The sequence below is a fragment of the Campylobacter estrildidarum genome (genome assembly GCF_005406205.1).
Classification (GTDB): domain Bacteria; phylum Campylobacterota; class Campylobacteria; order Campylobacterales; family Campylobacteraceae; genus Campylobacter_D; species Campylobacter_D estrildidarum.
In genome coordinates, this window is the sequence record NZ_NXLZ01000005.1 from 80,914 (window position 1) to 107,904 (window position 26,991).

Sequence of the window (26,991 nt, forward strand, 5' to 3'; positions counted from 1 at the left end):
GGTTTTAATTGTTAAATTAGGAGAAACGATGCAAATTATGCTTTGTGCTATTTCTAATATAGCAAGCGGAAATTGCTCAGAAGATTGCAAATACTGTACTCAAAGCGCCTATGTAAAAACAGATATTCACAAATATAGACGTAAAGAAATTTCTCAAATTGTTTTAGAGGCAAAAATAGCTAAAAAAAACGAGGCTTTAGGATTTTGTTTAGTAACTGCTGGACTTGGACTTGATGATGAAAAATTAGAATATGTTTGCGAGGCTGCAAGAGCGGTTAAAAAAGAAGTTCCCGATTTACTCCTTATAGCTTGTAATGGCATAGCTAACGTGGAACAACTTAAGGAATTAAAAAAAGCAGGAATTTTTTCTTATAATCATAATCTTGAAACCTCTAAAGAATTTTTTCCTCAAATTTGCACCACTCATACTTGGGAAAGTCGTTTTCAAACCAATCTTAATGCCAAAGAAGCGGGACTTATGCTTTGCTGTGGTGGAATTTATGGTATGGGTGAAAGCTTTGAAGATAGAATAAGTTTTAGAAAATCTTTGCAAGAGTTGCAACCTTTTTCAAGCCCGATCAATTTTTTTATTGCTAATGATAATTTGAATTTAAAAGTTCCCAAATTAGATGTAGATGAAGCTTTAAAAATCATCAGCGATACCAAAGAGGCTTTACCACAAACTGTAATTATGGTTGCAGGTGGAAGGGAGGTTGTTTTAGGTAAAAGACAATATGAAATTTTTAAAGCAGGTGCCAGTGCTATTGTTATAGGAGATTATCTTACGACAAAGGGAGAAGAACCAAGTCGTGATATAGTCGAGCTAAAAAAGATGGGATTTACATTTGCATCAGAATGTCATTGATACTCAAGGTTTAATCGACTTAAAAATTCTTATAGCTATAGCGCTTTGTTTATTGTTTTCCCCGTATATTGCTAAAGTTTTACGCTTGCCAATTTCTGCGACGGAAATCATTTTAGGATCGATTGTGGCTTATTTTGGATTTATTGGTAAGAGTGAAAATTTTTCAATTTTAGCTAATGTTGGTTTTTATTATTTGATGTTTATCGCGGGTATGGAAATCAATTTAAGAACTTTTTTTAGCTTAGAAAAAGAGATCATTAAAAAAAGTTTTTTATATATTATTTTGCTTTATTTATCGTCTTTGTTTATAGTATGGATTTTTAAACTTTCTTTTGTTTTTGTTTTGATTATACCTGTTATGAGTGTAGGGCTTTTATCTTTGCTTTATAAGGATTTTGGAAAAGAGTGTTATTGGTTAAATATAGCTATGATAGTTGCAACTTTAGCTGAGGTTATTTCCATAGTTCTTCTGACAATAGCTGGAGCATTTTTAAAAGAAGGTACAAGTATAGTTGATGTAATGCAAAGTGTATTGTATCTTGGCATCTTTTTGGGTCTTTGTTTGCTTGGATTTAAAATTCTTGGAGTGCTTTTATGGTGGTATCCACAGATTAAAGTTATACTGATGCCATGGGAAGACAAAAATGAAAAAGATATCAGATTTTGCATGGCAATTTTTATTTTAATTATAGTAGCTATGATTATTGCAAAACTTGAAATTGTTTTAGGTTCTTTTATAGCGGGTTCTTTTATAGCAACTTTTTTTAGTCATAAAAAAGATTTAGAACATAAAATTTCAACCTTTGGCTATGGCTTTTTGATTCCGATTTTTTTTATTTATATAGGCTCAACTTTTGATTTTAAAATGATTTTAGAATACAAAATTGTTTTAAATGCCGTTTTATTAATGTTGGTCATGGTAGGCTTAAGAATTTTATGTGCTAGCGTTTTTGTAAAAAAAATAGGTTTTAAAAGTATGATTTTATTTGGTCTAGGGCATTCTATGCCTTTGACTTTACTTATTGCAACTGCTACGCTTGGATATTCGGCAAAGGTACTTGATCAAGAAATTTATTCAGCGTTAGTATTAACTGCTTTATTTGAAGCTATAATTGTAATGAGTGTGATTAAATTTATATCAAATATCAAATATTAAGTTACCTTTTTACCCAAATAAATTAACAAAATTGAAAAAATAAAAACAAAAAAGCTTATTCTCATTCTTTTTTTATTAGAATAAAATAAAAAAGGGGTAAAAATGTCAAATTCTGTCACTATAACCGATAATAGAAATGGCAAAAGCTATGATTTTCCTATATATGAAGGTTCTATGGGACCAAGTGTTGTTGATATGGGAAGTTTTTATAAACAAACTGGGATGTTTTGCTATGATGAAGGCTTAACCTCTACTGCAACTTGTAAATCCGAAATCACTTATATTGACGGAGAAAATGGCGTACTAATGCATCGTGGTTATCCTATAGAATGGTTAGCTGAAAACAAGCTTTTTTTGGATGTAGTGTATCTATTGCTCTATAAAGAACTTCCAAGTAAAGAAAGATTAGAATCTTTTAGATATGAACTTAAAAAACGTTCTTATATCCATGAAGGAATGCATCGTCTTTTTGATTCTTTTCCAGATGGGGCTCATCCTATGGCTGTTTTACAAGGAGCTGTTTCTTCTCTTTCAGCTTTTTATCCTGATCATTTAAATATGAACATTAAAGAAGAATATATGGAGATGGCAGCGCGTATTGTAGCTAAAATTCCAACCATAATAGCAACCGCCTATCGTTATAAGCAAGGATTTCCCATGGCTTATCCAAATTTAGATCGAGGCTTTACTGAAAATTTTTTGTATATGCTAAGAACTTATCCTTATGATCATGTAGAGTTAAAACCTATAGAAGTAAAAGCACTTGATACAGTCTTTATGCTTCATGCCGATCACGAGCAAAATGCTTCTACTTCAACAGTTCGTGCGGTTGGTTCAACTCAGGCACATCCTTACGCGTGTATCGCAGCGGGCATAGGAGCACTTTGGGGTCATGCACACGGAGGTGCTAATGAAGGTGTTATTAGAATGCTCGAACAAATCGGTAATGTAGATAGAGTGGATGAATTTATAAAAAAAGCTAAAGATAAAAATGATCCATTTCGCTTAATGGGATTTGGACATCGTGTTTATAAAAATTTTGATCCAAGGGCTAAGGTGCTTAAGAAACTAAGAGATCAGCTTATCGATGAACTAGGAATCGATACAAATTTAATCAAAGTTGCAACTCGTATTGAAGAAATTGCTTTACAAGATGATTATTTTATGACAAGAGGTCTTTATCCGAATGTAGATTTTCATAGCGGTTTAATTTTAAAGGCTCTAGGAATTCCAAATGAAATGTTCGCAACTCTTTTTGTTATTGGTCGTACTCCAGGTTGGATAGCACAATGGATAGAGCAAAAAGAACAAGAGAATTTAAAGATAGTTCGTCCAAGACAGCTTTATTGCGGAGAAACAAAAAGATAAAATTATTTTTCTTATAAGTATAAGAAAAATTCTGTTTTAAATTTTGAAAACAAAATTTTTTGGGAATAATATGCAAAATTTAGATACTTTAATGCAAATAGCTATTGATGCAGCAAATAAGGCATCAGTAGCTATAATAGAAGAACGAAAACATTTAAAAAATTGGGAAAAAGATGATGGCACCGCATTAACTTCAGCGGATTTAGCATCTAATGAAATTTTAAACGAGAGTTTAAAAAAAACAGATATTAAGGTTTTGTCCGAAGAAAAAATTCTAAGCCAAAAAGAGAGCGAGAATTTGCAAACTTTTTGGCTGATCGATCCACTTGATGGAACAAGTGGATTTTTAAAAGGTTCAAATGAATTTTGCATTATGATTTCTTTAATTGATCAAAATCGTCCTATTTTATCTCTTATTAAAAACCCTTCAAATGGCGATATTTTTTATGGACATAGTCATACAAAAGTTTATAAAAATGATCAAATTTTAAGCATAGATGAAAAAGAATTTAAAAATAATCAATTCAAAGCACTTTTAAGCGTCAATCATTTAAATAGTGAAGATTTAAAATTCGCAAAAAAATATGATCTTGAAGCCATAAATATAGGTTCAGGGCTTAAATTTTGCGTTCTTTTAGAAGGTAAAGCAGGGATTTATAGACGCCTTGAAAGATTAAATATTTGGGATATAGCAGCTGGAGATTTTTTGGTAAATCAAAATGGTGGTTTTATGGGAATGCTAGATCAAAAACCTATTTTATATAATGCTTTGGAGCATAGGTCTCAATTTTTTATTTGTGTTTCTCAAAAAAGTTTTTTAAAAGATTTTTTATAAATATTTTTTAGTTATAATTTCATTTGAGTTTTTTATGAGGATAAAGAATGAAATTTTTTATTATTATATGTTTGAGTATTTTTTTAAGTTCTAATCTTTTTTCAAATGATTTTGCGCAAAAAAAAATTGTAAAAATTCAGCAAAATGAAGATGATTTTAAACTTATTGATCTTCAGCAAAATGTTATAAATTCAAATTTAGATGAACAAGAAGCTTTATTTGATAGTTCAACTTTGATTGAAAAAAAGCCTAGTATAATTAAAGACAAAGACAAAGATTTTGCTATCGTCTTAAGTTTTAGACAAAATTTTGGCTATTTTTCAGATGGGATAAAAGTTGATGCTAAAGATTTTTCAACTGAATTTTCTAAGAAGTTAATTAATGATTTAAGTTTAAATTTTACAAATTCGGCAGCAAATGGGCTTTATCAAAGTAGCGATGTTTTGTTAAAATTTAGTCCTAAAGATTCCAAATTTGTCAATGTAGCCCCTTTTTTAAAACAAGAATTGGATAAAAATAAAATTTATTCCAAGTTTATTGATTATCTTATTATAGTTAATTTAGATGATTTTTATGTCATTACTACGAATTATTTTATTGCTGTAACAAAAAATGCGATTGCAAAAGTAAATTTTAAGATCATTTCTTTAGATAAAGGTAGGGTTATTGTAGCAAAGAATGCGAGATTGAGCTTGGCCCTTGATGCAAAAGATTCTAAAAAAAATTATCAAAATGTTTCAGAGCAAATGCCTAAAATGTTGTCAAAGATTATTAACAAAGAGCTTATTAGTTTTATTCATTAAATTTTTAATTATTGATTTTTTTAATTCTTTCTTGAAGCTCTTCTATACTTGGAAATTCTTGCCTTAATTCTTTTGCTATTTCGTGCGCAGTTATAGGATCAAGATAAGACAAAATTTTCTTAATTTCATTAGTAATTTGCCATTTATCCATTTCTTCTAAATTTATATTAATTTGCATTTTTATCACCTTGTTTTTTCAAATTATAAAGTTCATTTTTAGATTGTTTATTTTTTATCATATAAAACTAAATTACAATCACTTCATTTTCTAACATTATTCCAAATTCTTCAAATACTTTTTTTCTTGCAAGTTCGATTAAAAAGATTGCATCTTCATAACTCGCGTTTTTTTTATTGATAAGAAAATTAGCGTGTTTATCGCTTAGCATAGCATCGCCTTTGCGAAAACCTTTTAACCCAACAGCTTCAATCAAACGTCCTGCAAAATCTCCTTTGGGATTTTTAAAGATGGATCCAAAACTTGCCCCGCTAGGTTGGTTATTTCTAGCATTTTTTAAATTTTCATCTTTGAAACAATCAAAACCAAAACCTAATTTAAATTCAGCCCAAAAAAATGGTATCTTTAAAGGGCAAAACCTATAATCAAAATCTATATCTTCACGTAAAATTTCACCTTTTGATGTGGCGATTTTGACCAAATTTTGACTGATGCACTCTCCTTTAAGCCCAGCATTCATTTTTAAAAGCCCCCCTAAAGTGCCAGGAATTTTGCTAAGATATTCGAAACCATAAAGATTATTTTCTTTAGCAAAGCGATACAATTTTTTAGAATTTGTTTTACAACCTATACGAATATGTATAAAATCTTTATCTTGATTTAAAATCTCTATAAAATCAAATTTTTCACCTAAAATTCCTATATTTTTTGGCTTAGGGCTTACAAGTAAATTGTTAGCTCCTCCTATTAAAAAACCTTCAAAATCACAAATTTTATCTAAGATCTGCACTTCAAATTCATTGCCAATGCGAACGGATGAATACTTTTTAAAATCAATAATCATTTAATAAAAGTTGGAATTTGATTGAGAATATTTTGCGTAAAGTCAATCATAGTAGTTGTCATCCAGGGCATTAAAAAAATTATAACAATAACAACTAAGATGATTTTAGGAACAAAAGAAAGAGTCATTTCATTGATTTGCGTTGTAGCTTGAAAAATGCTTATAAGTAAACCGGCAATCAAACCCGCTAACAACATAGGCAAGGATAGTAAAAGTGTGATTTTAAAAGTTTGAACTCCAAGTTCAACTAAAGTACTTTCTTCCATTTTATTCCTTTAAGAATTCCGTGCTTGTTCATATTCACTAGGTATAAGGTAATCATTTACATTTATAATCTTATCATAAAATTTATAATCATATCCTAATTTAAAAAGTGTATCGACTGCATATAATTGTTTTTCGTTCATACTGATAGAATTTTTATTTGCGTAAAGATTAAGATAAGTGTCAAGTTTTTTCTCATCAACTCGAATGAGATTTCTTTCTAATAACATAGGAGCTATCACTTGGCGATTAGAATCAGCTATTTTTACAGCATTGGTTAAATCCTTTTCAATCTTAATCGCATCGCTTAAAGGTAAAGATCTACGCAAGGCCATTCCCCCTAAAGGCAAAGGTAAATCGTCTTTAACAAGTTCCATCCATATATCCCATATTTCAGCTTCTACACAAAGGTTTTGATCAAAGTCTAAAATACTTTCGTGTATTAAAACTCCAGCATCTACTTCTCCGCTTAAGACCGTATTTTCAATATCTAAAAAATTTTTATAGATGATTCTAGCTTCAGGATATTTCATACGGAAAATTAAAGCATTGGTTGTATTAGCCCCACTAAGAGCGACTTTGAAATTTCTTTTTAGTTGAGTATCTTTTTTTTTGATAAGTTTAGGACCATAACCTTGTCCAAAACTTACTGCAGTCCTTAAAAGTGCATATTCTTTAGCGATTAAAGGATAAAGTCCAAAAGAAATTGCTGTAGCATCAAATTCGTTTTTTAAAGCAAATTCATTTAAACTTTGTATATCTAAGGCTGTATTTTTATAAATGAAGTCATTACCTATCCATCCAAAATGGATTGCCATATACATAAATATATCATCTGCATCAGGAGAGTGTGCAATTGTTACTACTTTTTTTATCACGTAAATCAACCTCGATAATTTTTTCTTCAATTATTGTATAAAATTTCATTTAAAAATTTATAAAAAAATAAAACATTATTTAATTTTATTTTGTTAGAATTCTTAAGTATTGAAAATTTTTAAGGAATATAATGGACGATAATAAGAAAAAATCTTTAGATGCGGCCTTAAAAAGTCTTGATAAAGCTTTTGGAAAAGGCACTATTTTAAGACTTGGAGATAAAGAAGTCGAGCAAATTGATAGTATAAGTACTGGATCAGTTGGTTTGGATCTTGCTTTAGGTATAGGCGGTGTTCCAAAAGGCAGGATTATTGAAATTTATGGACCAGAAAGTTCAGGAAAAACGACTTTAACTCTGCATATTATAGCAGAATGTCAAAAAGCAGGTGGAGTTTGTGCTTTTATCGATGCAGAACACGCATTAGATGTTAAGTATGCTAAAAATTTAGGAGTAGATACGGATAATCTTTATATCTCTCAACCTGATTTTGGTGAACAGGCTTTAGAAATTGTAGAAACTATTGCTAGAAGTGGAGCGATTGATCTTATAGTTGTTGATAGTGTGGCTGCTTTAACCCCAAAAGCAGAAATTGAAGGAGATATGGGTGATCAACACGTAGGACTTCAAGCAAGATTGATGTCGCAGGCTTTAAGAAAGCTTACCGGTATAGTCCATAAAATGAATACAACTGTGATTTTTATCAATCAAATTCGTATGAAAATAGGTGCTATGGGTTATGGCACTCCAGAAACTACAACAGGAGGTAATGCGCTTAAATTTTACGCTTCTGTGCGTTTAGATGTAAGAAAAGTAGCTACACTTAAACAAAATGAGGAACCTATCGGTAATCGCGTAAAGGTAAAAGTTGTAAAAAATAAGGTTGCTCCTCCATTTAGACAAGCTGAATTTGACGTGATGTTTGGAGAGGGATTGAGTCGAGAGGGCGAGTTGATTGACTATGGTGTAAAACTAGATATTATAGATAAAAGTGGTGCTTGGTTTTCTTACAAGGATAAAAAATTAGGACAAGGTAGAGAAAATTCAAAAGCATTTTTAAAAGAAAATCCAGAAATAGTAGATGAAATTACTAAGGCTATTCAAAATTCTATAGGGATAGAAGGTATGATTAGTGCTAGTGAAGATGAAGATTAGGAATATTTATGTTGGCAATTGAAGACGTTCGTGCCTATGAAGTACTTGATAGTAGAGGAAATCCGACAATCAAAACCGAAATTACTTTAAGTGATGGAAGTATGGGCTTAGCTATAGTTCCAAGCGGTGCTAGTACAGGTTCAAAAGAAGCTTTAGAGCTTAGAGATAACGATGAAAGGTTTGGAGGCAAGGGCGTTTTAAAAGCAGTTTCTAATGTAAATGAAACTATAGCTGATGAAATTATAGGGCTTGATGCTTTCAATCAAACGCAGCTAGATGATACCTTGCGTGAGCTTGATGGCACTCATAATTATGCAAATTTAGGTGCAAATGCGACTTTAAGTGTCTCTATGGCAACAGCTCGTGCTGCTGCTAATGCTTTGCAAATTCCTTTATATCGTTATTTGGGTGGGGCAAATGCAAGTATTTTGCCTGTACCGATGTGCAATATCATTAATGGTGGAGCTCATGCTAATAATAACGTTGATTTTCAAGAATTTATGATTATGCCTTTTGGTTTTTCTAGTTTTAAAGAAGCTTTACGTTCAGTTTGTGAAATTTATGCTGTCCTTAAAAAGGAACTTGGAAACACTGGACATTCTACTGCTTTAGGAGATGAAGGAGGTTTTGCTCCGAATTTAAAAAACAACCAAGAGCCGATTGAATTTTTAATGACTTGCATTAAAAAAGCGGGTTATGAAAATCGTATAAGAATTGCTTTAGATATAGCAAGTACTGAATTTTTTAAAGATGGAAAATATCATATAGAAGGTAAAAATTTTTCAAGTGAAGATTTGATCGAATATTATATAGAGCTTTGTTTAAAATATCCAATTTGTAGCATAGAAGATGGTTTGGCTGAAAATGATTTTGATGGATGGATTAAGCTTACTCAAAAATTGGGTGATAAAATTCAGCTTGTAGGAGACGATTTATTTGTCACTAATGAAGAAATTTTGCAAGAAGGCATCATCAAAAAAATGGCCAATGCTGTTTTGATAAAGCCAAATCAAATCGGTACCATCACTCAAACCATGAGAACAGTGCGTTTAGCTCAAAGAAACAATTATAAATGCATTATGTCTCATAGAAGTGGAGAGAGCGAAGATACTTTTATAGCAGATTTTGCAGTCGCTTTAAATACAGGACAAATTAAAACTGGAGCCTTGGCAAGGAGTGAAAGAACTGCAAAATATAATCGTTTGCTTGAAATAGAGCTTGATAATGACGGATATTTAGGAGAGAAACTCTGAGCGATTTACTCAAAGAATATGATGAAAGCACTAAAAAGAAGAGCTTTTATATACATATTGCAAAAATGTTTTGTTGGGCTTTTCTTGTTGTTATAGGAGCAATTTATTTTGGAAATATGTTTTTTGGGCAATATTCTTTAGATACTTTGATTTCTTTGGAAACAACTAAGGAAAATTTAAACAAAAGGATATCTTTGCTTAAAAAGCAAAATGCCAAAGCTCAAAAAGATTATTTTGAATTAAAAGGATTATATCCAAATGAAAACTAAAATTTTAGGAATATTTTTAATTTTTCTTTCTTTTTTAAATGCTGAAGAAAATCCTTTTCAAGTTGAAAAAAATGCAAGTATGATTATGCCGCCGGATTTTCAAAAAGAAGATGTAAAATTTGATTCTAATGCAAGAATTTTAAAAAGTATCACTTTTAATTATGTAAAGGTTGACGGAAGCGAGGATAGTTTAGAAGTAGATATCAATAAAAGTATAGATTGGCACAATATTTATACCATTGCAAGTTCTAAAAGCCCAGATCCTTCAAAAGTTTTAGATGTTTCAGTTACTATACCAGAAAACAATTCCAAACAAGAGTCTAACGCGACAGCAAATATAGAAATTCCTTTACAAATTGCTAAAATTTATGATTTTATTTCTTATGCTGTTTATAAAAACAAAATCAAATTAAATACAAGCGATGAACTTATCAGTGATTTTTCTGTAGGAAATCCTAGTAAGATTGTTATTGATTTTAAATCAAATTCCATTAGCCCTACAAAAAATATACGTCTTAAAAATTCAATTTTTAAACGCATTGATTTTGGTTCCCATAAAGGGTATTATAGACTTGTAATTTATCTTGATGGGATATATAATTATTCCATACAAAAAGATGCTACGGGCTATATGGTTATTTTATCTTGATTAAAATTATTTTTACAGCTTGTTTTATATCTTTTTCTTTTGCGAGTGAAATTTTACTTCTTAGTAAATTTCATATGGAGGATTTTAAAAACAAAAATTTTAATGACTATTTGATGAGTGAAAAACTTGATGGAGTACGTGGAATTTGGAATGGAAGCTATTTGCATACACGCCAAAATCAAACGATCAAAACCCCTTCATTTTTTATAAAAAATTTTCCACCCTTTGCTCTTGATGGGGAGCTTTGGATCAGAAGGAATCAATTTGATGCGATTTCTTCTCTTATAAGAAGCGATAATGCCAATATAAAGCTTTGGAAGAGAGTAACTTATAATATTTTGATGTGCCTAATGCTTGTGAGGAATTCAAACTCAAGCCTTGTACTTTAGAAAATAGACTTCAAGTTTTAAAAAAATATTTGCAAAAAAATCCTAATCCATATATAAAAATCATTCCTCAAATTCCTATAAAAGACAAAAGCCATTTAAATGATTTTTATAAAAATATTATAAAAAATAAAGGTGAGGGAGTAGTAATACGTAAAAATTTAAGCCCTTATGAAAAAGGTAGGAGTAAAGAAGCTTTAAAATTAAAGCCTTATGAAGATGCAGAATGTGAAGTAATTGGCTATACAAAAGGTAAAGGCAAATTTGAAAATCAAGTAGGTTCTTTGCTTTGTAAAATGCCTAATAATAAAATCATAAAAATAGGCAGCGGCTTAAAAGATGAAGATAGAAAAAATCCTCCTAAAATAGGCGCTATTATCACTTATAAATTTAACGGATTGACTAAAAATTCACTCCCTCGTTTTCCCGTATTTTTACGGGTTAGAAGGTAACTTTTCTTGACTTATATCAACTTTTATGTTACAATGCGAGTTTTTTAACTCGGGGTGTAGCGCAGTCTGGTTAGCGCACTTGGTTTGGGACCAAGGGGCCGAAGGTTCGAATCCTTTCACCCCGACCATTTTAACCATAAAATGGTGAGTGTAGCTCAGTCGGTTAGAGCATCAGATTGTGGTCCTGAGGGTCGTGGGTTCGATTCCCATCACTCACCCCATCAGAGCGCCCGTAGCTCAACTGGATAGAGCGACAGACTTCGGATCTGTAGGTTATGGGTTCAATTCCTATCGGGCGTACCAACCCTTCTTTTGTATGCGTTCATAGCTCAGCTGGATAGAGCAACGGCCTTCTAAGCCGTAGGTCAGAGGTTCGAATCCTCTTGAGCGTACCACTTTGCGGATGTGGTGAAATTGGCAGACACGCCAGACTTAGGATCTGGTGCAGCAATGCGTGAAGGTTCAAGTCCTTTCATCCGCACCACTCTAAACACTATTTTACCATACTTTGACGATTTTTGCTTAAAATATATTGAAATCGTTAAAATCCCTTTATACTATTTCAAACTATTTAAAAAAGGTAACCTTTTAGCAGGTAACTTTTAATAAAAAATATTTGTAATGATAGTCAAAAAATCGTCCTTTTATTCCATTTAAGCTTAGCAGTAAAAAAGGGTAAATTTCACTTTAACCTTAAATAAAAGGTAACCTATGATAATTTTATTAAGTTTATAATACTTTGAAATACGTTATAATATAACAAAATAACAAGGTTAAAAGTGGCAGTTAATAGAAAAGATTATAATATACTTATAGGAAAAGGAACACATTTAAAAAGACATAAAGATAAAATAAACTCCTTTTTATTTAGAATACAAAATGGTGGCAAAGAAAAACAACACGCCTTTACAATCCCTTTGCGTCCTACGTGGAATGAAAATGAATATATAAGAATAGCATTAAATAGGGCAAAAGAGTATGAAAACGAATTCAAAAAGCTTTTTAGCACTGGCTACGCTTTAAACTCTGGCATTTTATTAAAAAACCTTTTTGAAGTATTTATGAAAACAAATTACAATGTTAGAGAATTAAACGAGCAACACAAGGGGCATATTAGAAATTTAATAAGCATTTTCAATAATCATATTTTAGAGCCCTTGGGGGATATACATTTAGACGAGCTTACATTATATAAGGTGCAAGAATTTTATAATAATATGAAAAATAAAGGATTGGAGCCAAAAACATACAATAGAGTTATTAAAGAAGTATTAAGCCCTATGATTAAATACGCCATAAAAAATAAGTGGATTAATGAAAATGTTACAACTGGTTTAAAGCTTGACAAGGTTAAAAATAAAAAGCTTGTTATCAATCCAAAAGGCAAGTATAATGCTATTTTGAATACTATTTTAGAGTTATACAAAGATAATTTACTTTATAAGGCTTTATTTTTACTTATACATAGCGGAAGGCGTAGAGACGAGGTTTTAAGTTTGCTTTGGCAAAATGTAGATTTAGAAAGAAAAACTATATTCTTACCAAAAACAAAAAACGGAGAGGCACAAGAACACGCCTTAGACGAGGAATGCTACAAGGCATTAAAAGCTTTAAAAGATGAGGTTAAACAAGAAAAGGGATTGATTTTTGTTTCTAGTATCACAGGTAAAAAAATAACAAATTTAGCAAGACAAGAAGCCAAAATAAGAAAGCTTAGCGGTGTAAAAGAATGGACACCGCATTTTTCAAGACACATAAAAGCTACTTTATTATTACAAAGTGGAGTTAATCCTGCCATCATTAGCGGAACTTTAGGGCATAGAGATTTAAGCACTATAAACATTTACGCAACTAACGACACCCTTAAGGCAAGTCAAAAAGCTAATGAAGCTTTAAAAGAATTACAAGGAAAAGAATAAAATGTGTGATTAGGGGCAGTTGCTGGTTTAATAAGAGAATATAAAGTGCAAAATAAGATTTTTAACTTAAAGACTTTTGATTTTAGAAAATATAGTAGTAGTAATAGAAACTTTTTTATTTATGAAAATACAAAACAAGGTTTTGATAATATAGATAAAGTTAATATTATTTTGAATTTATTGCATACTTTAAGAAACAGGACGCGCTATTTTGAAAATCTTTTAAAGATAAATAAAGTCAATAATGAGTCATATAATAAAACATAAAATACATTTAACGGCTTTGAAAACATTTAAATTATTTTAAGATAATTATATATATAATATACATACTATGAGTAATAAAGAGAAGCTAATAAAAGAACTAGAAAACAATCCAAAAAACGCAAGTTTTGCTAATGTAGAAAAGCTTTTAAGCTGGTATGATTATAAGCTTGTTAGTATCAAAGGAAGTCATCATAAATTTAAAAAGAAAGAAAAAAGCATTATCATTCCAAAACATAAACCTATAAAAGAAATTTATATAAAGCAAATATTAAAACTTTTAAAGGATGAAAAATGAAAAAAGATATAAATTATTATTTGAATTTACCTTATAAGATTAATTTAGTAAAGCTAGAAGATGGCGATTATTACGCACAATTTGACGATAAAGAATTAAATAAACTTGTTTTGATGGCTGGAGATGGTAAAACACCTAACGAGGCAATAGAAGATTTAAAAAATGCCTTTGTGTGTTATTTAGAGGAGGCTTTAGCTAGTAATGAATTTATCCCTGAACCTGTCCAAAAAGATAAAAGCAAAAATTTAGCTATTACTTTAAAACATAGTCTTATAGACGAAATAGATTTTTATTCTAAAAAAATGGGATTATCGCGTAGTGCATTTTTAGCAGTATCAGCTAAGGCATATATTAAGACACTTTAAAGGATTAGAAATTAACTTGATTTAAAATATAAACTAAAAGCTTATAAGGAATATTTAGCAAGTGATTTGCAATGATGAGGTTTTAGCATTAAAATATAAAGCTTTATCACTTAATCAAGATAAAATTACTAAAAAAATTCAAAAAAAATTATAAATTTTCACTCATTTTTTAAGGAATAAAACTCTATAAAAATACTTTAAAAATTAAAATCAAGCAAAAACAATTAAAATAAACTAAAAAAACATATTTTCAATTAAGGCGAAAAATCTTCAAAACTGATAAAATACTACTTATGATTTTAAATAATTTAAAGTCTTTTGATATTTTAGAAAGTGCGTTTTAATCAAGTCGCCAAACAAAGAATTAAAACGCACATTTTCATAAATTAAGAGCCTTAAGTTTAAGCCCTTAAAAAGAATTGTATTAAATTTAAACTTATCAACTCCTTTTTAAAGGCTTTATTAATCTAAGTAAAATTTAAAAAGGAGTGTAAATTGGAAAATTTAAACAATGAAAAAGTTTTAGCGGTAAAAAAATATCTCACTATTAAAGATTTAGAAATCCTTTACAACATAAAAAGAAACACGCAAAATAAATACAGAACAGAAAAGAAAATCCCTTATTTTAAAGTAGGTAAAAACATATTTTACGATAGACAAGAAATAGATAAATGGTTTTTAAGTCATAGAGTGAATTAACTATGTCTTTAAAACAAGTCAAAAAGGCATTAGTTTTGCGTAATGCTTTCTGTGTATATAGGGATTTTAAAAATGAATTTTTAGAGCTTTTCAAATATAGGAAGAAAGGCAAGGCACCAAAACTAACATTGCCGAAAACTAACAAGGATAAATTTTATACCGAAGCTTTGGAAAAATTAGAAAGTTTTTTAGATGCTTTTAGTGTAGTATCTAAAGGCTTATTAGAAGCAGATATTAAAGACTTAAAAGATGATTTAAAAGACTTAGAAGTAAGCAAAGACATTTACGTAAAAGCATTAATGGCTTGTGAGCTTGTAAGGTTTTATGAGTTTAGATTAGACTTAGTTGTTAATGCAATTTTAAGCGATAATTTAGAAGTGAAAATATTATGAGTTTTACCCCTTATTATGATAATTTAGAAATTCTCAAACATTTCAAAAATGAATTAGATTTTATTTTTAACAAGCGTTTTAGATATTTTGATTATGAGATTTTTATAATCTTGCAAGAAAGACTACAAAGATTTACAAAAAAAGCAATGTTTGCTGATGAGGTTTTATACCTCATCGATAAATTAGAGCAAGAAAAAAAGCTATTTTTACACCACAAAGGCAAGTTTATAAAAGATAGTCAAAAAAGACAAAGATTAATAAATTTATGCCTTAGTGTTAGCAATGAACTTACTTTAAAAATAGAAAAGATAAAGTCAAAAAAAGGCTTTAATTGAATAATGATACAAAAATTTTAGATGAGTTATTTAACCGCGTAGGATTAGATAGTATAAGCTTTATTATTCCAGCCGTAGCATTTGGAAAGTTTTTAAAAAAATTTGATTTTAGAAAACGCCTTAACAAAACAACAAGAAACATACAATTAAAAGAATATTGCGACGATAAATTTAAAAGTTATAATGCAAAAGATAAAAAAGCACCTTTTGAAATAAGATATATTAATTTTATTAAAGGAAATAAAAGCCTTTCTAATACAGCTATTGTATTATATAACAGCAAAAAAGCCTTAGAATTATCAAAGAAAAACAAAAAAGCAAAAGGTTATTACATAGAAGTGATAATCAATGGTATCAATCAGCCAAGTAAAAATATAGCTAAAGAAACAATGGCATTTCTAACAAGATTAATAAGGCGTTTTAAAACTGATAATATAGATTTATCTTTAGATTTTATAGGTAATTTTGATATAAAAGAACACAGCACTAAAAAAGCTATAGATACTTTTTCAAATTTAGATTTTAAAGGCGATTTGTTAGAATATAACAAAAGCCTTTATATTAATAAAGCAACAAACGAGCAATTACCACAACTTCAAAGGGTGCTTTTATATGATAAATTTTATAAGCAGAAATACTACCATAAGCAAAATATAGACAATAAGTTTAAAAAATGGAAAAGATTAGAATTTAGAATAATGATTAAAGATAAATTGCTGAGGTCGTTAAATATAATCAAAGACGCTTTAAGGCTTTTTAACCTGTTTTTAAAAGACATAAACAATCAGAGCATTACAAGAAGCTTTTTAAATTTGCAATTTGGTATTTTTAAAGATTTAAGAAAGAATAGAGATTTTAAAGCCCTTGATATTTTTCAAACTTCTTAGGGGTGTGCCCAAATTTGAGCATAGAATATAAAAACAACAAAAAACGCATTTAAAATGATTTTATTTTGAAGTAATAAAAAGATATTATTAAGTCCTAGTTTTTTGATTTATGGCGTAATTTTGTTAATCAATCAATATCATTTTTAATCATCTCTTTTATTTTATTGTATTTTTGAGCTTTTATATAGTTTTCAAGCCAAGATTTAACCCAATAGGGATAATCTCTGCCATTAGTCCCCCAGCTATTTATAGCATTATAACTTACTTCTAATTTTTCGGCAAAATCTTTTTTAGATAAATTCGCATTAAACATTAATTCTTTAAATTCATCTTTACTTAACATAGTTACCCCGCCTCTCATCATTTTAAATATAAAATTATATCATAATAATTAGTTTTAAATACAAATATACTTTAATTAAGCTATTTATAAATATAAATATATATAATTTTAAAATAAAATAAATACATTTGTATTTTAATCATATAACAAAAGGATGCAAAAATGGAAAACATAATTTATTTTATATTTTCAATTTCAAAAACTTTATTTTTTAACTCTTCATAACTTTGAGCTTTAATATAGTTTTCTAATAAAAAGGTTATATATTGTGGATAAGGAGTAGTTGAACCCCAAGCGTTAATCGTAGGATAAGGAATACCGCTTATTTCTGCTAATTTTCTTTTGTTTAAATTAGCTTGTTTTAAAAGCTGGTTAAATTTTTCTTTAGTCATATTAAACCTTTATAATTTTAGATAAATTATATAATTACAATACTAAACATAAAATAAAAATATTAAAACGATATTTATTAAAGATATTTTTAAGTATCAATACTATATTATTTTTATTTAAAAAATATCAAAACAATATAAAATTAATAACAAAAGGATACAAAAATGGAAAACATATTTTTAGATAGCGATTTAGAGTTTTTACCGGATGGTTTAGATGGTCTAAGTGTTTTAGTTAGTGCCTTAAGTTTATCGTGTGAGAGCTACGACACCGACGATATACATAAGGCGTTATCAATCATCAACGAAAGATTAGTGCAATTTACAGCAAATAGCAGGGAATTAATAGATTTAATCCTTAAGCTACTAAATGAACGAGACGCCTACATAAAACAGGAGGTGCAAGAATGAAAAAGTTATTATCAACTAAAGAAGTAGCAGAGTGTTTAGGGCTTAGCCAAAATACAATACGCAAAATGAGAATGCGAAAAAATCAAAGCAAATATAATTTTCCAAAAGGTTATAAAATCGGAGGCACTATAAAATACGAAAAATCAGAGAATATTAAACCTTGTAATCTTTTTATTGTCTTACTAATAACCTCAACAATCTAAAATCCAATCTTATATTTATCCTAATAATCAAACATCGCTAATTATAAAATCAATCCTCTTTTATTTGAAACACCCACGCATTTATAGAAAATATAAATAATAGATATTATACGTCTTTTTAAACTTAAAGTCCGATGAATTTAAACATTAGAAATAAACTTAAAATCCGATTAAAACAAGTATTATTTTTAATGATTAAAATCCGATTAAACTAAATATCTCTTACGCTTAAAATCCGATGAATTTAACTACCATCAAAAACGCAAATCAAAGCTTATTAGATGGTTTGTTATAAAAGATTTATTTTTTACATTTTTACACTTTGCTTTCTTAGTTAGAGCGAGAATTTAAAATAAAAAAATACAAAAAATAAAAGATAAAAAATGTAAAAAAATATCTATAAAAAAAAGAATATAAATTTGAAACATTTTTTGTTATAATTTTTAATTTATTTTTAGAAGAACTTTATTAAGCTACCTTTCAACTTATCAAAGAATATAAAATGTTTAACAAAGATGATATTATTAATAATGCAATTCCAGTAAAAACTTTTGCAACTAATATAGGTTTGTATGATAATTTTTACAGAAATGTAAATGATATTAGAAGTGGTTTTAAAATTAAACAAGTAGGAAACAATTATTTTGTTTTACTACCTGAATGGTTTGTTAGATTGCTAGAGATTAACTATGACTGCTATGTAATAAAACCTTATGAAAGCTTTGATTATGAATTTAAAGTAAAGATTACTAAAAAAACTGAAATAGGATTTTATAAACTATGCGAGGGGTAGGGGGTGCAAATCTCTATGAAGCCGAAATTTATACACCGAAACGGCAGACTTAAAAAAATGTGAGCCATTTTTTTTACATTACGTTGAACTTGACTAACAAATTAACTAATTAAATAAAGTATTTTAGGTATTTAGAGATATATTTCAAAATATGCTTAAAATGGTGTCTTCAATTTTGAAGATACTTATTTTTAAATCCAAAATTGGATTTTGTGTATTTATTTTTAGTATCCAAAATTGGAGATACCCACAAAACAACAAAAAATGTATTTAAAATGATTTTATTTTGAAGTAATAAAAAGATATTATTAAGACTTAATTTTAGTATAATAATAAGAATTTATAACAGGGGGGGGGATTGTTTGCAATATTTATAGCTACCTAAATAATACCTTGCCTTTTTAAGCTTTTGCAAAAAATGCGTTTAAGTTTAGCACTAAAAAAGAGCAAAAAAGCAAGAAAACTTAAAGAAAAAATCCGTGAAACATTCCATTTAAGCTAAACGAGCTTAAACGACTTTAAAAAAACCTTAATTAATTTTTTTAAAAATACCATAAAATAGGGTTTTGATAGCAATATTAATATAAAAAGTTTGAAAACTGAACTTTTCAAAATTTATTTAAGTTTTCAGGAATAAATTTAAATATTTTTATACACATAAAAGGTAACTATTATATAAATATTATAAAATAGTAATTTATTTTTAATTATATATTTCAAGTCCTTTCATCCGCACCACTTAAGTATTTTTTCTCGCTTTCAAAACTGTACTTAAAAAATTAAAGTATAATAAAACTAGTTTGATTAAAGAACTTACAAAAATATACTTATTTAATTTTTATTAAAAGTAAAAAACAATAAATATGTGCTAAAATATACTAAATAATATTAGTATATGATATGAATATTAAAAAAGGGAAAAACCATGAAAAAATTACCAGCTAACTTAAAAGATATATTTAATATAAAAAAAGAAGCTTTGTGTGAATATAATAGTTTTATACTGTATTTAATAAGAGTTTTATTTAATAATGATAGAGAGAGAACTCTTACTGAGTATGATATAATGTCTAGTACAACATTTATAAACCTTGTAAACCCAGAACTACCTGTTATAGAATTAGATGATTATCAAGGGGTTTCTTCAATACAGGGATTTTATTATACTTTGAATTTTTTTAAAGTATTTAAATTAAATCATCCAGCTATTAAATTCACTGAGTATATTTGGTATGATAGTATATCATCGGATACTATGTTTGTAAATGAGTCTTATAATAATCTTGTTAATACTAGAATACCATATTTTGATCCTGATTATAATGGTTTAGACTATGTAAATATTGATAGAAGTGAATTTAATAAGTTAATAAACAAAACCCATAAGCTAAAATTGACGTTAAATAAATATAAAAATCTAAAACTAGATAATCATGTTAAAAACAATATTGAAGCCATTATTTGCTTATTGTGTATTTATTGTAATGAATTGGCAGATGATATTGAAGTATCCTCCTTTAACGAGGATAGAATAATATTTAATATAGCGGGGTATTTTAGCATAATCATTTTTAAATATAATCTATTTAAACCAAGTTATATTAAGATCATAGGACATTATGATGTAAAAAAGGATATTAAAAACGACAAATTAAATATATATACGCTTAATGATGAGTGTATAACATTATTTGGATTTATCAAATTTATCACTTTGGTGAATTATCTGTACAAAATGAAAAAAGATGTAATGGATTATATTATAAAAAACAAGATAGATATTGATTCATTAGATACAAAAAATCCTAATATAATAAATAATACGGAGTTTGCGACTATTTATAAAATTATTTTAGAGAAATATATAAATAATTATAAGAAAGTTGTGGCTAAAAATAAATTTAAAATAGATAAAAATAGCTATTTTTATAAAAGGTTTATAAAAATCGCTGAAGATATATCTATATTAATTACATTGGATATTATATCTAGTATTAAAAAATAGTTTTGAGGTATTTAGATATAAGAATAATTTATATTAATTAAACAACATAAGGAAACCCAAATAACTAACGAAAAAATCATCTCTTATGAAGAAGTTCAAGCTAATCCTATGCTTAAATGGTTTTTTATGAAGAATGTAGCATCAAAGATAAGTATTATCAAGAATGGCAAGAATATGTTAAAAAGACAGATTTAAATACAATCTATATCATATCAGATCCAAAAGGTAACTTATATCCAGTCCAAAGACCTTACTATAGCCTATTACCTATTTCACTTCCATAAGGCATATGATCATGAATTTCATGAATTTATTTTGCAATTCATAAAGGGTCAAAAATGGTTGAATTTTTTATTGGCTTGTATTAGTTTTACAATAGAAGGTGAAGATCATCACATAGTTTTAGAAAAAACAAAAAAATTATTAAACTTTTAGTGGATAAGGGAGCTAATATCAATGCTTGCTTTTATCGGGGTGAGGAAGGGCGATATGAACCTTTGATTTTTAAAACCAATTATTTTCGTGATTTCACTAAGATAGAAAGGGCTAATAAATTAGAACTTTTGTATTTTTTCTAGAACTTGGAGCAGATCCTAATCTTAAAAATTCAGAAGGTGAAAATTTATTACACAAATTTCTTCCTAGAGAAGAGCAAAAATTTGCCAATGTTTTAATTGATAGCGGTAAAATAAAAGATATCAATGAGATCATAGAATATGATAAAGGATCAAATCGTTATGGAGAGAGTGCTTTGATATTGGCAGTAGAAAATTGTTATTCTAGCACAGTTAAAAAACTCATTGAAGCAGGAGCTAAAAGTTCTTTAGAGCTTTTAGGCAGTGAAGAAAAATATAGAGAATTTAAAAATGAAATGTGGAAAAAAATATACAATATGAAATAAATGAAATAAGATTAGAACACGAAAAACAACTTGAGGAAAATTATCTTGCTATTTTAGAAAAAACTCCTTTGGCTTTTAGAGGAAGTATAGAAGTTACTGAATAACTCTAATATAAAAAATCTTAGGATGAAAACAGTAAAAAATAATCGTAGCAATAAAATCTAATAATCTAAAAGTAAGAATTTTGTTAGGATAGAGGTAGTTATACAAGAAAGAGTTTAAGAATTAAATAATGTTTTTATCAAAGTCAAGATATATAAGAGCCTTGCAGTGTGTGAAATCCTTATGGCTGAAAACCTACAAAAGTGAAGTTTTGGATACGCCAAATGAAAATGTTTTGGCTAAATTTAGCACAGGGGATAAAGTAGGTGAATTAGCTTATAGTTTATTTTCAAAAGGTGTGAAAATAGAATTTGAAAGCAGCACTTTTGAAGAAAAATGCCAACTTACCAAGGATTTGATCAATCAAGATCAAGAGATAATATATGAGGCCACTTTTTTTATAGAGGCATTGTAGCCATGGTAGATATCTTGCAAAATACAAAATCAGGATTGATTATCAATGAGGTAAAAAGCTCCACTTCTTTAAAGATGTTTATTTGGATGATTGTGCTTTGCAATATTATGTTTTATCAAATTTAGGCTATAGTGTTGATCGGGTTAATTTGATTTATATCAATAAAAATTATATTAGGGAAGATGAGCTTAATTTAGATGAGTTGTTTATCGTGGATGATATTACACAGCAGGTTGCATCTAAACAAAGACAAGTGGAACAAAATTTGATCGATTTTGAACAAATATTAGCCTTAGAAGAGGAACCTAATATCGATATAGGAAAACAATGCCATCATCCTTATAAATGCGATGCTTATACTTATTGTTGGGATAAACAAAGAAATTTGTGTCATCATGAAAATATTTTTAATATCGCAAGATTAGATCAAGATAAGAAATTTAGTCTTTACAAGCAAAATATTATTAATTTTTCAGATATTAAAGATTTATCCATCTTTAATGTGCAGCAGCAAATTCAAATCAAAGCTTGTTTAAATCAAGAAATCATCATAAATAAAGATAAAATTAAAGCTTTTTTTAGCGACGTTAAGTTATCCTATGTATCATTTGGACTTTGAAACTTTTTCTCAAGCTATCCCAGAATTTAAAGGAGCTAGGCCATATGAACAAATTCCTTTTCAATTTTCTTTACATATTGATAATAAGGATAAATTAGAGCATAGAGAATTTTTATCTCAATGCGGAGTCGATCCTAGGGAGCAGTTGGTTAAAAATTTGATCGCTTATATACCAAAAGATGTATGCGTTCTTGCTTATAATGCAAGTTTTGAAAAAGGAGTTATAAGAAAATTAGCGGATTTATATCCTGAATTTAGGGAGCATTTATTAAATATAGAAAGCAATATTAAAGACTTGATGATACCTTTTCAAAATAAAGATTATTATCATTATAAAATGCAAGGGATCTATTCTATAAAAATGGTTTTACCTGCTTTAATTCCACAAATGGAACAAGCCTATAAAGATTTGTCTTTGATCCACAATGGAAGTGAGGCAATGCAGAGTTTTGAGCTGATGAAAAATATGGATGAGTCGACTCAAAAACCATACCGAAAAGCTTTGCTTGAGTACTGCAAGCTTGATACTTTGGCAATGGTAAAAATTTTGCAGCATTTAGAAGAGGTTGTAAAATAAGATTTTAAATTTATTTTTTTAAATATGCTTTTAAAATATTTTCAAGTTTGGTTTTTAATTCTATAGGAGAGATGATTTTTATATAAGGGATCCATTGTTTGATTAAATTTAAAATTTCATCATCATAAGAAATTTTTGCATTCAAAATATAAGATTTTTCATTTTCATTTATGATTTTGTAATTACTTAAAACCTTTTTTCTGAAAAAATACTCTTTTAGCATTTTTATCTAGTTCTAAAATAACTTCTATTTTTTCTTCCAGCCAAATATTTTTACCTTGATTGATGAGTTCTTTTAAATTTTCATCGGGCTGAAATTTCTTATCACTGATGCTTATATTGATGATTTTGCTAAAATTAAAATGTTTGAGTTTGTGGTTTTCATCTGCTAAAAGATACCAAATTCCTTTATAATTGACAAGTTTATAAGGATTTACTTCGCGTTTTTTTCTTTGTAATTAAAATATAAAATATTGTGATTGGGTATGGCTGCTGCTATATTTTCAAAGGTGTTATGATCTTTTTGAAAACCTTCATTTTTTACCACTAAAACATTATTAATCTTTTGGCTTAATAAATCGGTAATAAAATGTTGATCTAGTGTAGGATAGAGTTCACTAATGCCACTCAAAGAAGCAAAATTTTGTATATCTTTAAAGCTTAATTGTCCCAAAGCAAAAGATTCAAGAAAGTATTTTCCATTTTCTTTTTGAATAGGCATAAAGGAGAGCCTTTCGTTTAAGTCTCTTTGTATAGTTCTTGTATCGACATTAAATTCTTGTGCAAGCTCTTCTATACTCAATCTTTCCCCATCGTTGAATTTGCATAAAATTTGTGCTAAACGAATGGCTAATTTGTCGTGCTCTTTCATGGTTATTTTTCTCAAGCACCACAATCCTTACATTTCCTTTTTTCCGTTTAATGAAAGTTCTTTGTCTGTAAATGGAATTTTCTGCCAATTGTGACGAGTGGCTCCTAATTTTGTATCTCCGCAACGTCTGCATTTTTCTATAATTTGACATTTATCATTTTTTCGACTCCTTCATAGTTATGAAAGGAATCATATTCTTTAAAATGACAATATACGCATTCTCTATACCCATTACAATTGCTAGAATTTGTTATTACATATTTGCCAAAAGAATGTTTCCATTTGGAAACATATGAATTACAATCAGGACATATTTTTGAAAAAAAGCATTCAGGGTTTTTATATTCTCTGGAATGCCACCCGATTGCACATTTAGCAGTTAAAGCTAATGATTTTAAAGTATTAAGCACTTTCACAGTTTTCCTTTAATTTTATTTAGATACTTTAATTTATTGTTTCTTTGGCTAAAGTCATAAGTAAATTAGCCAAAAATTTAATATCATTGTTATAATGCAAAGTATAAGGGCAATGCTTGATACAGTATTTGCGAAAATATTTTTTTTATTTAAATTGGCTTGCAACTCATTGATTTTTAATGTTTGCTCTTTGATAATTTGATCATAATGTTTTTTATATTCTATATTTTTTTGAATTATATCTTTGGCTTCTGTAATATCCTTTTCTAAATCCTCTATTTTTTGTTTTGTTTCTTGAAGATCTTTGATTCTTTGTTTAGCGTGATCAAGAATTTCTTTTTTGATTTTTGAAGCTATTTTTAAGGCATCATCGGATAGATCCGAAATAGAATCGGTTAGATCCTTGTCTTGACTTATCATTGTTGAAGCCATTTCTTCTATCATTAAATTTGCAAATACCATGTCGCAGCAAATTAGTTTTATAGTTTCTTTGTATAAGTTCATTTTGTTCTTTTGAAATATTGTTCAAGTCTTCTTTTATATTTAAATTTGAAGTATGACTAGATAAGTATTCGACTTTATTGTATAAAATTTCATCAATTTTATCAAAGATTTTAAGAGCTTTGTCATCTAAAGCATCTATTTTTTCTTCAGCGACTTTGGTAGCATTGCAAATCATTTCAGAAATAACATCCTTAGGACTATCTATCCAGTAAGCATTTTCCTCTTTTGTTTGATCATACCATTTTTTAAGTTTAACTCCCGCATAGCCTATAGCGCCTATTCCTAATATTAAAGGTAACATTTTTTCTCCTTGATTTAAAATTACAAGGAAAGTATAAGATACTCTTGCGACAGGTTATGTCATGAAAATTTTTATTTTTAAAATTTTTAGACACAACCTTTACGTATTTTTTATTAAAATAACTTAATTAAAGGAGAATTTATGTTATCGGTGATTTTATTTTTATCTTGAGTTTGATTTATTTTGTTATGACGGGAATTTTCTGGGGAACAATTTTATTATTATTTTTCATTTTTACATTAATAGTATTTTTTACAAGTAAATATGGCTTTTTAAATGTCATCGAATTTTTATTGTTATTTGTGGGCATTATATGGTTGTTTAAACAATGTAAATGATTCCTAAAAGTAACGATATTAAAATTTCAGCACCTAATTTGTTTAAATTTGTCCTTAAGTTGCAAAAAAAAATATTATGTTAAAATAAAAAAGATATTTTTTATCTGAATTATACTTAAGGAGTTGATTGATGAAAAGTTTAAAAATTAAACTCTCTTTGATCGCAAATATTATAGCCATTATTGCTTTGATCACCTTGGGAGTTGTTGGGTTTATTTTACAAAAGATGCTTTGTTTGAAGCTGTAAAAAGATCTGAAATTAGTTCTATTAAAGTAGCTAAAGTTGATATGGAAAATTTTCGAACCGAGAATATTACCTTATTAAAAAAATTAGGAGAAGATGTTTTATCTATGCCTATTGAAAAACTAAATTCTCAAGATGCTTTAATGAGTAATGTGGGAGATTTGTTTAAATCTTATAAACGTTCAAGTAATCTTTTAGCAGCTTATATAGGTTTAGAAAATGGAAGTAATGTTGTTAGTGATGTTGAATCTGATAAAATGGCTAAAGATTTAAGAATTAACGGTAAAAATAATGGATATGATGCTACAACTAGACAATGGTATAAAGGTGCCAAAAATAGTAACTCAGTTTATGTACAACCTTTTTATCTTGACCCTGTAAGTCACGATTCTGTTTTTACTTACTCTAAAGCTCTTTATAAAGATGGTAAATTTATAGGTGTTTTAGCCATAGATGTGGGTGTTGAAAAATTACAAAAACAATTTGAAGCTAAACCAGGAAATGCTTTTTTAATTGACAATGATAAAAATATATTTGTTGCTTCAAAGCCTTCTCAAATAAAAGATGGTTCCCAAAATACCACTTTATTATTGGATAATTTAAAACAATATGGAGAATTTACTCCTTTTTCTATTCCTGTTGCAGGTGTTCCAAATTTAGGTATGTGTGTTCCAGTTTTTCAGTATACTGCTTGTATTACTGAACCAACTGATAAAGTTTATAAATCAATTAATAAATTCGCAATTATTCAAATTATTTTAGTTTTGGTTATAGTAGTTTTAAGTATGATTTTAATGTATTTCATAGTTTCTCGTTATCTCTCCCCACTCACCACCATCCAAACTGGTCTTAACTCATTCTTTGATTTCATCAATCATAAAACAAAGAATGTCTCTACTATTAATATAAAAACTAATGATGAGTTTGGTCAAATCTCAAAAGCTATCAATGAAAACATCCTTGCTACTAAACAAGGTTTAGAACAAGATAACCAAGCTGTAAAAGAATCAGTCTCTACAGTTCAAACAGTAGAAAGAGGAGAT

The 26,991-nt window shown here is 28.2% G+C and carries 33 protein-coding genes, 5 tRNA genes and 5 pseudogenes; 34 read left to right on the forward strand and 9 right to left on the reverse strand.

What is annotated here, in order from left to right; all coding sequences use genetic code 11:
- Nucleotides 1-28: 28 nt before the first annotated feature.
- The 5 genes from CQA69_RS04055 (at nucleotide 29) to CQA69_RS04075 (ending at nucleotide 5,027) form a co-directional block, all read left to right on the forward strand.
- A complete protein-coding gene (locus CQA69_RS04055) occupies nucleotides 29-865 on the forward strand; it encodes a biotin synthase (RefSeq protein ID WP_137620541.1) in 837 nt (278 codons plus the stop codon).
- Nucleotides 846-2,021 (forward strand): cation:proton antiporter, encoded by a 1,176-nt coding sequence (locus CQA69_RS04060; RefSeq protein ID WP_137620542.1) that lies wholly within the window; start codon nucleotides 846-848, stop codon nucleotides 2,019-2,021. The genes CQA69_RS04055 and CQA69_RS04060 overlap by 20 nt, the downstream gene beginning before the upstream one ends.
- 102 nt (nucleotides 2,022-2,123) lie before the next feature.
- Nucleotides 2,124-3,389: a citrate synthase gene (locus CQA69_RS04065; protein WP_137620543.1), complete on the forward strand. Its 1,266-nt coding sequence runs from the start codon at nucleotides 2,124-2,126 to the stop codon at nucleotides 3,387-3,389.
- A 70-nt stretch (nucleotides 3,390-3,459) separates the two neighbouring features.
- Nucleotides 3,460-4,224: a 3'(2'),5'-bisphosphate nucleotidase CysQ gene (locus CQA69_RS04070; protein ID WP_137620544.1), complete on the forward strand. Its 765-nt coding sequence runs from the start codon at nucleotides 3,460-3,462 to the stop codon at nucleotides 4,222-4,224.
- A gap of 47 nt (nucleotides 4,225-4,271) precedes the next feature.
- Nucleotides 4,272-5,027 carry a hypothetical protein gene (locus tag CQA69_RS04075; RefSeq protein ID WP_137620545.1) on the forward strand — a complete coding sequence of 252 codons (756 nt, stop codon included), beginning with the start codon at nucleotides 4,272-4,274 and terminating at the stop codon, nucleotides 5,025-5,027.
- Between the two features lie 4 nt (nucleotides 5,028-5,031).
- On the opposite strand, the gene CQA69_RS08940 is transcribed toward CQA69_RS04075, so the two are convergent.
- From CQA69_RS08940 to CQA69_RS04090, 4 genes are all read right to left on the reverse strand, one after another.
- Nucleotides 5,032-5,205, reverse strand: a complete 174-nt coding sequence (locus CQA69_RS08940; protein ID WP_171000315.1) for a hypothetical protein — start codon at nucleotides 5,203-5,205, stop codon at nucleotides 5,032-5,034.
- A gap of 67 nt (nucleotides 5,206-5,272) precedes the next feature.
- Nucleotides 5,273-6,049, reverse strand: a complete 777-nt coding sequence (locus tag CQA69_RS04080; protein ID WP_137620546.1) for a UDP-N-acetylmuramate dehydrogenase — start codon at nucleotides 6,047-6,049, stop codon at nucleotides 5,273-5,275.
- On the reverse strand, nucleotides 6,046-6,315 hold the full coding sequence (gene fliQ / locus CQA69_RS04085) for a flagellar biosynthesis protein FliQ (RefSeq protein ID WP_137620547.1): 270 nt from the start codon (nucleotides 6,313-6,315) through the stop codon (nucleotides 6,046-6,048). Before fliQ ends, CQA69_RS04080 begins: the two co-directional genes overlap by 4 nt.
- Before the next feature lie 9 nt (nucleotides 6,316-6,324).
- A complete protein-coding gene (locus CQA69_RS04090; RefSeq protein WP_137620569.1) occupies nucleotides 6,325-7,188 on the reverse strand; it encodes a menaquinone biosynthesis family protein in 864 nt (287 codons plus the stop codon).
- 134 nt (nucleotides 7,189-7,322) lie between these two features.
- Between CQA69_RS04090 and recA the strand changes: the two genes are divergently transcribed.
- The 17 genes and pseudogenes from recA to CQA69_RS04180 all read left to right on the forward strand — a co-directional run bounded on the left by recA (nucleotide 7,323) and on the right by CQA69_RS04180 (nucleotide 16,513).
- Entirely contained in the window at nucleotides 7,323-8,345 is a 1,023-nt protein-coding gene (gene recA, locus CQA69_RS04095; RefSeq protein WP_137620548.1) for a recombinase RecA, read from the forward strand.
- Between the two features lie 8 nt (nucleotides 8,346-8,353).
- Entirely contained in the window at nucleotides 8,354-9,598 is a 1,245-nt protein-coding gene (eno, locus tag CQA69_RS04100; RefSeq protein ID WP_137620549.1) for a phosphopyruvate hydratase, read from the forward strand.
- Between the two features lie 65 nt (nucleotides 9,599-9,663).
- Nucleotides 9,664-9,867 (forward strand): hypothetical protein, encoded by a 204-nt coding sequence (locus CQA69_RS04105; RefSeq protein ID WP_137620550.1) that lies wholly within the window; start codon nucleotides 9,664-9,666, stop codon nucleotides 9,865-9,867.
- Nucleotides 9,857-10,516 (forward strand): glycoprotein CgpA, encoded by a 660-nt coding sequence (cgpA, locus tag CQA69_RS04110; protein ID WP_137620551.1) that lies wholly within the window; start codon nucleotides 9,857-9,859, stop codon nucleotides 10,514-10,516. Before CQA69_RS04105 ends, cgpA begins: the two co-directional genes overlap by 11 nt.
- Nucleotides 10,516-11,354: pseudogene (locus CQA69_RS04115) on the forward strand (DNA ligase). The gene cgpA and the pseudogene CQA69_RS04115 overlap by 1 nt, the downstream one beginning before the upstream one ends.
- A gap of 50 nt (nucleotides 11,355-11,404) precedes the next feature.
- Nucleotides 11,405-11,482: transfer RNA gene (locus tag CQA69_RS04120), tRNA-Pro, on the forward strand.
- A 16-nt stretch (nucleotides 11,483-11,498) separates the two neighbouring features.
- A tRNA-His gene (locus tag CQA69_RS04125) sits at nucleotides 11,499-11,575 on the forward strand.
- A gap of 5 nt (nucleotides 11,576-11,580) precedes the next feature.
- Nucleotides 11,581-11,657: transfer RNA gene (locus CQA69_RS04130), tRNA-Arg, on the forward strand.
- A 15-nt stretch (nucleotides 11,658-11,672) separates the two neighbouring features.
- Nucleotides 11,673-11,749 (forward strand) — tRNA-Arg (locus CQA69_RS04135).
- Nucleotides 11,750-11,753: 4 nt separating this feature from the next.
- Nucleotides 11,754-11,838: transfer RNA gene (locus CQA69_RS04140), tRNA-Leu, on the forward strand.
- A 295-nt stretch (nucleotides 11,839-12,133) separates the two neighbouring features.
- Nucleotides 12,134-13,273 (forward strand): tyrosine-type recombinase/integrase, encoded by a 1,140-nt coding sequence (locus CQA69_RS04145; RefSeq protein ID WP_137620552.1) that lies wholly within the window; start codon nucleotides 12,134-12,136, stop codon nucleotides 13,271-13,273.
- Nucleotides 13,274-13,607: 334 nt separating this feature from the next.
- Nucleotides 13,608-13,835, forward strand: a complete 228-nt coding sequence (locus CQA69_RS04155; protein ID WP_137620554.1) for a type II toxin-antitoxin system HicA family toxin — start codon at nucleotides 13,608-13,610, stop codon at nucleotides 13,833-13,835.
- Nucleotides 13,832-14,200 (forward strand): type II toxin-antitoxin system HicB family antitoxin, encoded by a 369-nt coding sequence (locus CQA69_RS04160; protein ID WP_137620555.1) that lies wholly within the window; start codon nucleotides 13,832-13,834, stop codon nucleotides 14,198-14,200. The genes CQA69_RS04155 and CQA69_RS04160 overlap by 4 nt, the downstream gene beginning before the upstream one ends.
- A 495-nt stretch (nucleotides 14,201-14,695) precedes the next feature.
- A complete protein-coding gene (locus CQA69_RS04165) occupies nucleotides 14,696-14,899 on the forward strand; it encodes a helix-turn-helix domain-containing protein (RefSeq protein WP_137620556.1) in 204 nt (67 codons plus the stop codon).
- Between the two features lie 35 nt (nucleotides 14,900-14,934).
- Complete coding sequence (locus CQA69_RS04170; RefSeq protein WP_137620557.1) at nucleotides 14,935-15,291, forward strand: hypothetical protein; 357 nt, start codon at nucleotides 14,935-14,937, stop codon at nucleotides 15,289-15,291.
- Nucleotides 15,288-15,626 carry a hypothetical protein gene (locus CQA69_RS04175; RefSeq protein WP_212741626.1) on the forward strand — a complete coding sequence of 113 codons (339 nt, stop codon included), beginning with the start codon at nucleotides 15,288-15,290 and terminating at the stop codon, nucleotides 15,624-15,626. Before CQA69_RS04170 ends, CQA69_RS04175 begins: the two co-directional genes overlap by 4 nt.
- Nucleotides 15,623-16,513 carry a hypothetical protein gene (locus CQA69_RS04180; protein WP_137620558.1) on the forward strand — a complete coding sequence of 297 codons (891 nt, stop codon included), beginning with the start codon at nucleotides 15,623-15,625 and terminating at the stop codon, nucleotides 16,511-16,513. Before CQA69_RS04175 ends, CQA69_RS04180 begins: the two co-directional genes overlap by 4 nt.
- Nucleotides 16,514-16,640: 127 nt before the next feature.
- Here the strand turns inward: CQA69_RS04180 and CQA69_RS04185 are convergent, their stop codons facing one another.
- On the reverse strand, nucleotides 16,641-16,856 hold the full coding sequence (locus tag CQA69_RS04185) for a helix-turn-helix domain-containing protein (protein WP_137620559.1): 216 nt from the start codon (nucleotides 16,854-16,856) through the stop codon (nucleotides 16,641-16,643).
- A 176-nt stretch (nucleotides 16,857-17,032) separates the two neighbouring features.
- Entirely contained in the window at nucleotides 17,033-17,248 is a 216-nt protein-coding gene (locus CQA69_RS04190) for an XRE family transcriptional regulator (protein ID WP_137620560.1), read from the reverse strand.
- A 165-nt stretch (nucleotides 17,249-17,413) separates the two neighbouring features.
- Between CQA69_RS04190 and CQA69_RS04195 the strand changes: the two genes are divergently transcribed.
- The 10 genes and pseudogenes from CQA69_RS04195 to CQA69_RS09320 all read left to right on the forward strand — a co-directional run bounded on the left by CQA69_RS04195 (nucleotide 17,414) and on the right by CQA69_RS09320 (nucleotide 23,274).
- Nucleotides 17,414-17,659, forward strand: a complete 246-nt coding sequence (locus CQA69_RS04195; protein WP_137620561.1) for a hypothetical protein — start codon at nucleotides 17,414-17,416, stop codon at nucleotides 17,657-17,659.
- Complete coding sequence (locus tag CQA69_RS04200) at nucleotides 17,656-17,862, forward strand: helix-turn-helix transcriptional regulator (protein WP_137620562.1); 207 nt, start codon at nucleotides 17,656-17,658, stop codon at nucleotides 17,860-17,862. Before CQA69_RS04195 ends, CQA69_RS04200 begins: the two co-directional genes overlap by 4 nt.
- A gap of 502 nt (nucleotides 17,863-18,364) precedes the next feature.
- Nucleotides 18,365-18,655: a hypothetical protein gene (locus tag CQA69_RS04205; RefSeq protein WP_137620563.1), complete on the forward strand. Its 291-nt coding sequence runs from the start codon at nucleotides 18,365-18,367 to the stop codon at nucleotides 18,653-18,655.
- A 925-nt stretch (nucleotides 18,656-19,580) separates the two neighbouring features.
- Nucleotides 19,581-20,660 (forward strand): hypothetical protein, encoded by a 1,080-nt coding sequence (locus tag CQA69_RS04210; RefSeq protein ID WP_137620564.1) that lies wholly within the window; start codon nucleotides 19,581-19,583, stop codon nucleotides 20,658-20,660.
- Nucleotides 20,661-21,213: 553 nt separating this feature from the next.
- Nucleotides 21,214-21,417 (forward strand): annotated as a pseudogene (locus CQA69_RS09305) (ankyrin repeat domain-containing protein); the annotation flags it as partial.
- Nucleotides 21,418-21,561 carry a hypothetical protein gene (locus CQA69_RS09135; protein WP_246023112.1) on the forward strand — a complete coding sequence of 48 codons (144 nt, stop codon included), beginning with the start codon at nucleotides 21,418-21,420 and terminating at the stop codon, nucleotides 21,559-21,561. It begins immediately after the preceding pseudogene.
- Nucleotides 21,534-21,665: a hypothetical protein gene (locus CQA69_RS09270; RefSeq protein ID WP_281275574.1), complete on the forward strand. Its 132-nt coding sequence runs from the start codon at nucleotides 21,534-21,536 to the stop codon at nucleotides 21,663-21,665. The genes CQA69_RS09135 and CQA69_RS09270 overlap by 28 nt, the downstream gene beginning before the upstream one ends.
- Nucleotides 21,666-21,793: 128 nt before the next feature.
- Complete coding sequence (locus CQA69_RS09310; RefSeq protein WP_342773385.1) at nucleotides 21,794-22,078, forward strand: hypothetical protein; 285 nt, start codon at nucleotides 21,794-21,796, stop codon at nucleotides 22,076-22,078.
- Between the two features lie 82 nt (nucleotides 22,079-22,160).
- Entirely contained in the window at nucleotides 22,161-22,697 is a 537-nt protein-coding gene (locus CQA69_RS09315) for a hypothetical protein (protein WP_342773386.1), read from the forward strand.
- Complete coding sequence (locus tag CQA69_RS09320; protein WP_342773387.1) at nucleotides 22,678-23,274, forward strand: DUF2779 domain-containing protein; 597 nt, start codon at nucleotides 22,678-22,680, stop codon at nucleotides 23,272-23,274. The genes CQA69_RS09315 and CQA69_RS09320 overlap by 20 nt, the downstream gene beginning before the upstream one ends.
- A 10-nt stretch (nucleotides 23,275-23,284) precedes the next feature.
- On the opposite strand, the pseudogene CQA69_RS04225 reads toward CQA69_RS09320, so the two are convergent.
- The 3 genes and pseudogenes from CQA69_RS04225 to CQA69_RS04240 all read right to left on the reverse strand — a co-directional run bounded on the left by CQA69_RS04225 (nucleotide 23,285) and on the right by CQA69_RS04240 (nucleotide 25,366).
- Nucleotides 23,285-24,145 (reverse strand): annotated as a pseudogene (locus CQA69_RS04225) (helix-turn-helix transcriptional regulator).
- Between the two features lie 470 nt (nucleotides 24,146-24,615).
- Nucleotides 24,616-24,981, reverse strand: a complete 366-nt coding sequence (locus CQA69_RS04235; RefSeq protein ID WP_137620565.1) for a hypothetical protein — start codon at nucleotides 24,979-24,981, stop codon at nucleotides 24,616-24,618.
- Nucleotides 24,929-25,366, reverse strand: a complete 438-nt coding sequence (locus CQA69_RS04240; RefSeq protein ID WP_137620566.1) for a hypothetical protein — start codon at nucleotides 25,364-25,366, stop codon at nucleotides 24,929-24,931. Before CQA69_RS04240 ends, CQA69_RS04235 begins: the two co-directional genes overlap by 53 nt.
- A gap of 725 nt (nucleotides 25,367-26,091) precedes the next feature.
- On the opposite strand from CQA69_RS04240, the pseudogene CQA69_RS09390 reads away from it, so the two are divergent.
- A pseudogene (locus CQA69_RS09390) lies at nucleotides 26,092-26,511 on the forward strand (cache domain-containing protein); the annotation flags it as partial.
- A 225-nt stretch (nucleotides 26,512-26,736) separates the two neighbouring features.
- Nucleotides 26,737-26,991, forward strand: a pseudogene (locus CQA69_RS09395) (methyl-accepting chemotaxis protein); the annotation flags it as partial.

Bases quoted from the DNA above. Each gene is read 5' to 3' on its own strand.
- CQA69_RS04055 (WP_137620541.1), top strand. From the start codon at position 29: ATGCAAATTATGCTTTGTGCTATTTCTAATATAGCAAGCGGAAATTGC.
- CQA69_RS04065 (WP_137620543.1), top strand. From the start codon at position 2,124: ATGTCAAATTCTGTCACTATAACCGATAATAGAAATGGCAAAAGCTAT.
- CQA69_RS04070 (WP_137620544.1), top strand. From the start codon at position 3,460: ATGCAAAATTTAGATACTTTAATGCAAATAGCTATTGATGCAGCAAAT.
- CQA69_RS04075 (WP_137620545.1), top strand. From the start codon at position 4,272: ATGAAATTTTTTATTATTATATGTTTGAGTATTTTTTTAAGTTCTAAT.
- CQA69_RS08940 (WP_171000315.1), bottom strand. From the start codon at position 5,205: ATGCAAATTAATATAAATTTAGAAGAAATGGATAAATGGCAAATTACT.
- CQA69_RS04080 (WP_137620546.1), bottom strand. From the start codon at position 6,049: ATGATTATTGATTTTAAAAAGTATTCATCCGTTCGCATTGGCAATGAA.
- fliQ (WP_137620547.1), bottom strand. From the start codon at position 6,315: ATGGAAGAAAGTACTTTAGTTGAACTTGGAGTTCAAACTTTTAAAATC.
- recA (WP_137620548.1), top strand. From the start codon at position 7,323: ATGGACGATAATAAGAAAAAATCTTTAGATGCGGCCTTAAAAAGTCTT.
- eno (WP_137620549.1), top strand. From the start codon at position 8,354: ATGTTGGCAATTGAAGACGTTCGTGCCTATGAAGTACTTGATAGTAGA.
- CQA69_RS04105 (WP_137620550.1), top strand. From the start codon at position 9,664: ATGTTTTGTTGGGCTTTTCTTGTTGTTATAGGAGCAATTTATTTTGGA.
- cgpA (WP_137620551.1), top strand. From the start codon at position 9,857: ATGAAAACTAAAATTTTAGGAATATTTTTAATTTTTCTTTCTTTTTTA.
- CQA69_RS04155 (WP_137620554.1), top strand. From the start codon at position 13,608: ATGAGTAATAAAGAGAAGCTAATAAAAGAACTAGAAAACAATCCAAAA.
- CQA69_RS04160 (WP_137620555.1), top strand. From the start codon at position 13,832: ATGAAAAAAGATATAAATTATTATTTGAATTTACCTTATAAGATTAAT.
- CQA69_RS04175 (WP_212741626.1), top strand. From the start codon at position 15,288: ATGAGTTTTACCCCTTATTATGATAATTTAGAAATTCTCAAACATTTC.
- CQA69_RS04185 (WP_137620559.1), bottom strand. From the start codon at position 16,856: ATGTTAAGTAAAGATGAATTTAAAGAATTAATGTTTAATGCGAATTTA.
- CQA69_RS04190 (WP_137620560.1), bottom strand. From the start codon at position 17,248: ATGACTAAAGAAAAATTTAACCAGCTTTTAAAACAAGCTAATTTAAAC.
- CQA69_RS04195 (WP_137620561.1), top strand. From the start codon at position 17,414: ATGGAAAACATATTTTTAGATAGCGATTTAGAGTTTTTACCGGATGGT.
- CQA69_RS04200 (WP_137620562.1), top strand. From the start codon at position 17,656: ATGAAAAAGTTATTATCAACTAAAGAAGTAGCAGAGTGTTTAGGGCTT.
- CQA69_RS04205 (WP_137620563.1), top strand. From the start codon at position 18,365: ATGTTTAACAAAGATGATATTATTAATAATGCAATTCCAGTAAAAACT.
- CQA69_RS04210 (WP_137620564.1), top strand. From the start codon at position 19,581: ATGAAAAAATTACCAGCTAACTTAAAAGATATATTTAATATAAAAAAA.
- CQA69_RS09310 (WP_342773385.1), top strand. From the start codon at position 21,794: ATGTTTTTATCAAAGTCAAGATATATAAGAGCCTTGCAGTGTGTGAAA.
- CQA69_RS09320 (WP_342773387.1), top strand. From the start codon at position 22,678: ATGTATCATTTGGACTTTGAAACTTTTTCTCAAGCTATCCCAGAATTT.
- CQA69_RS04235 (WP_137620565.1), bottom strand. From the start codon at position 24,981: ATGATAAGTCAAGACAAGGATCTAACCGATTCTATTTCGGATCTATCC.
- CQA69_RS04240 (WP_137620566.1), bottom strand. From the start codon at position 25,366: ATGTTACCTTTAATATTAGGAATAGGCGCTATAGGCTATGCGGGAGTT.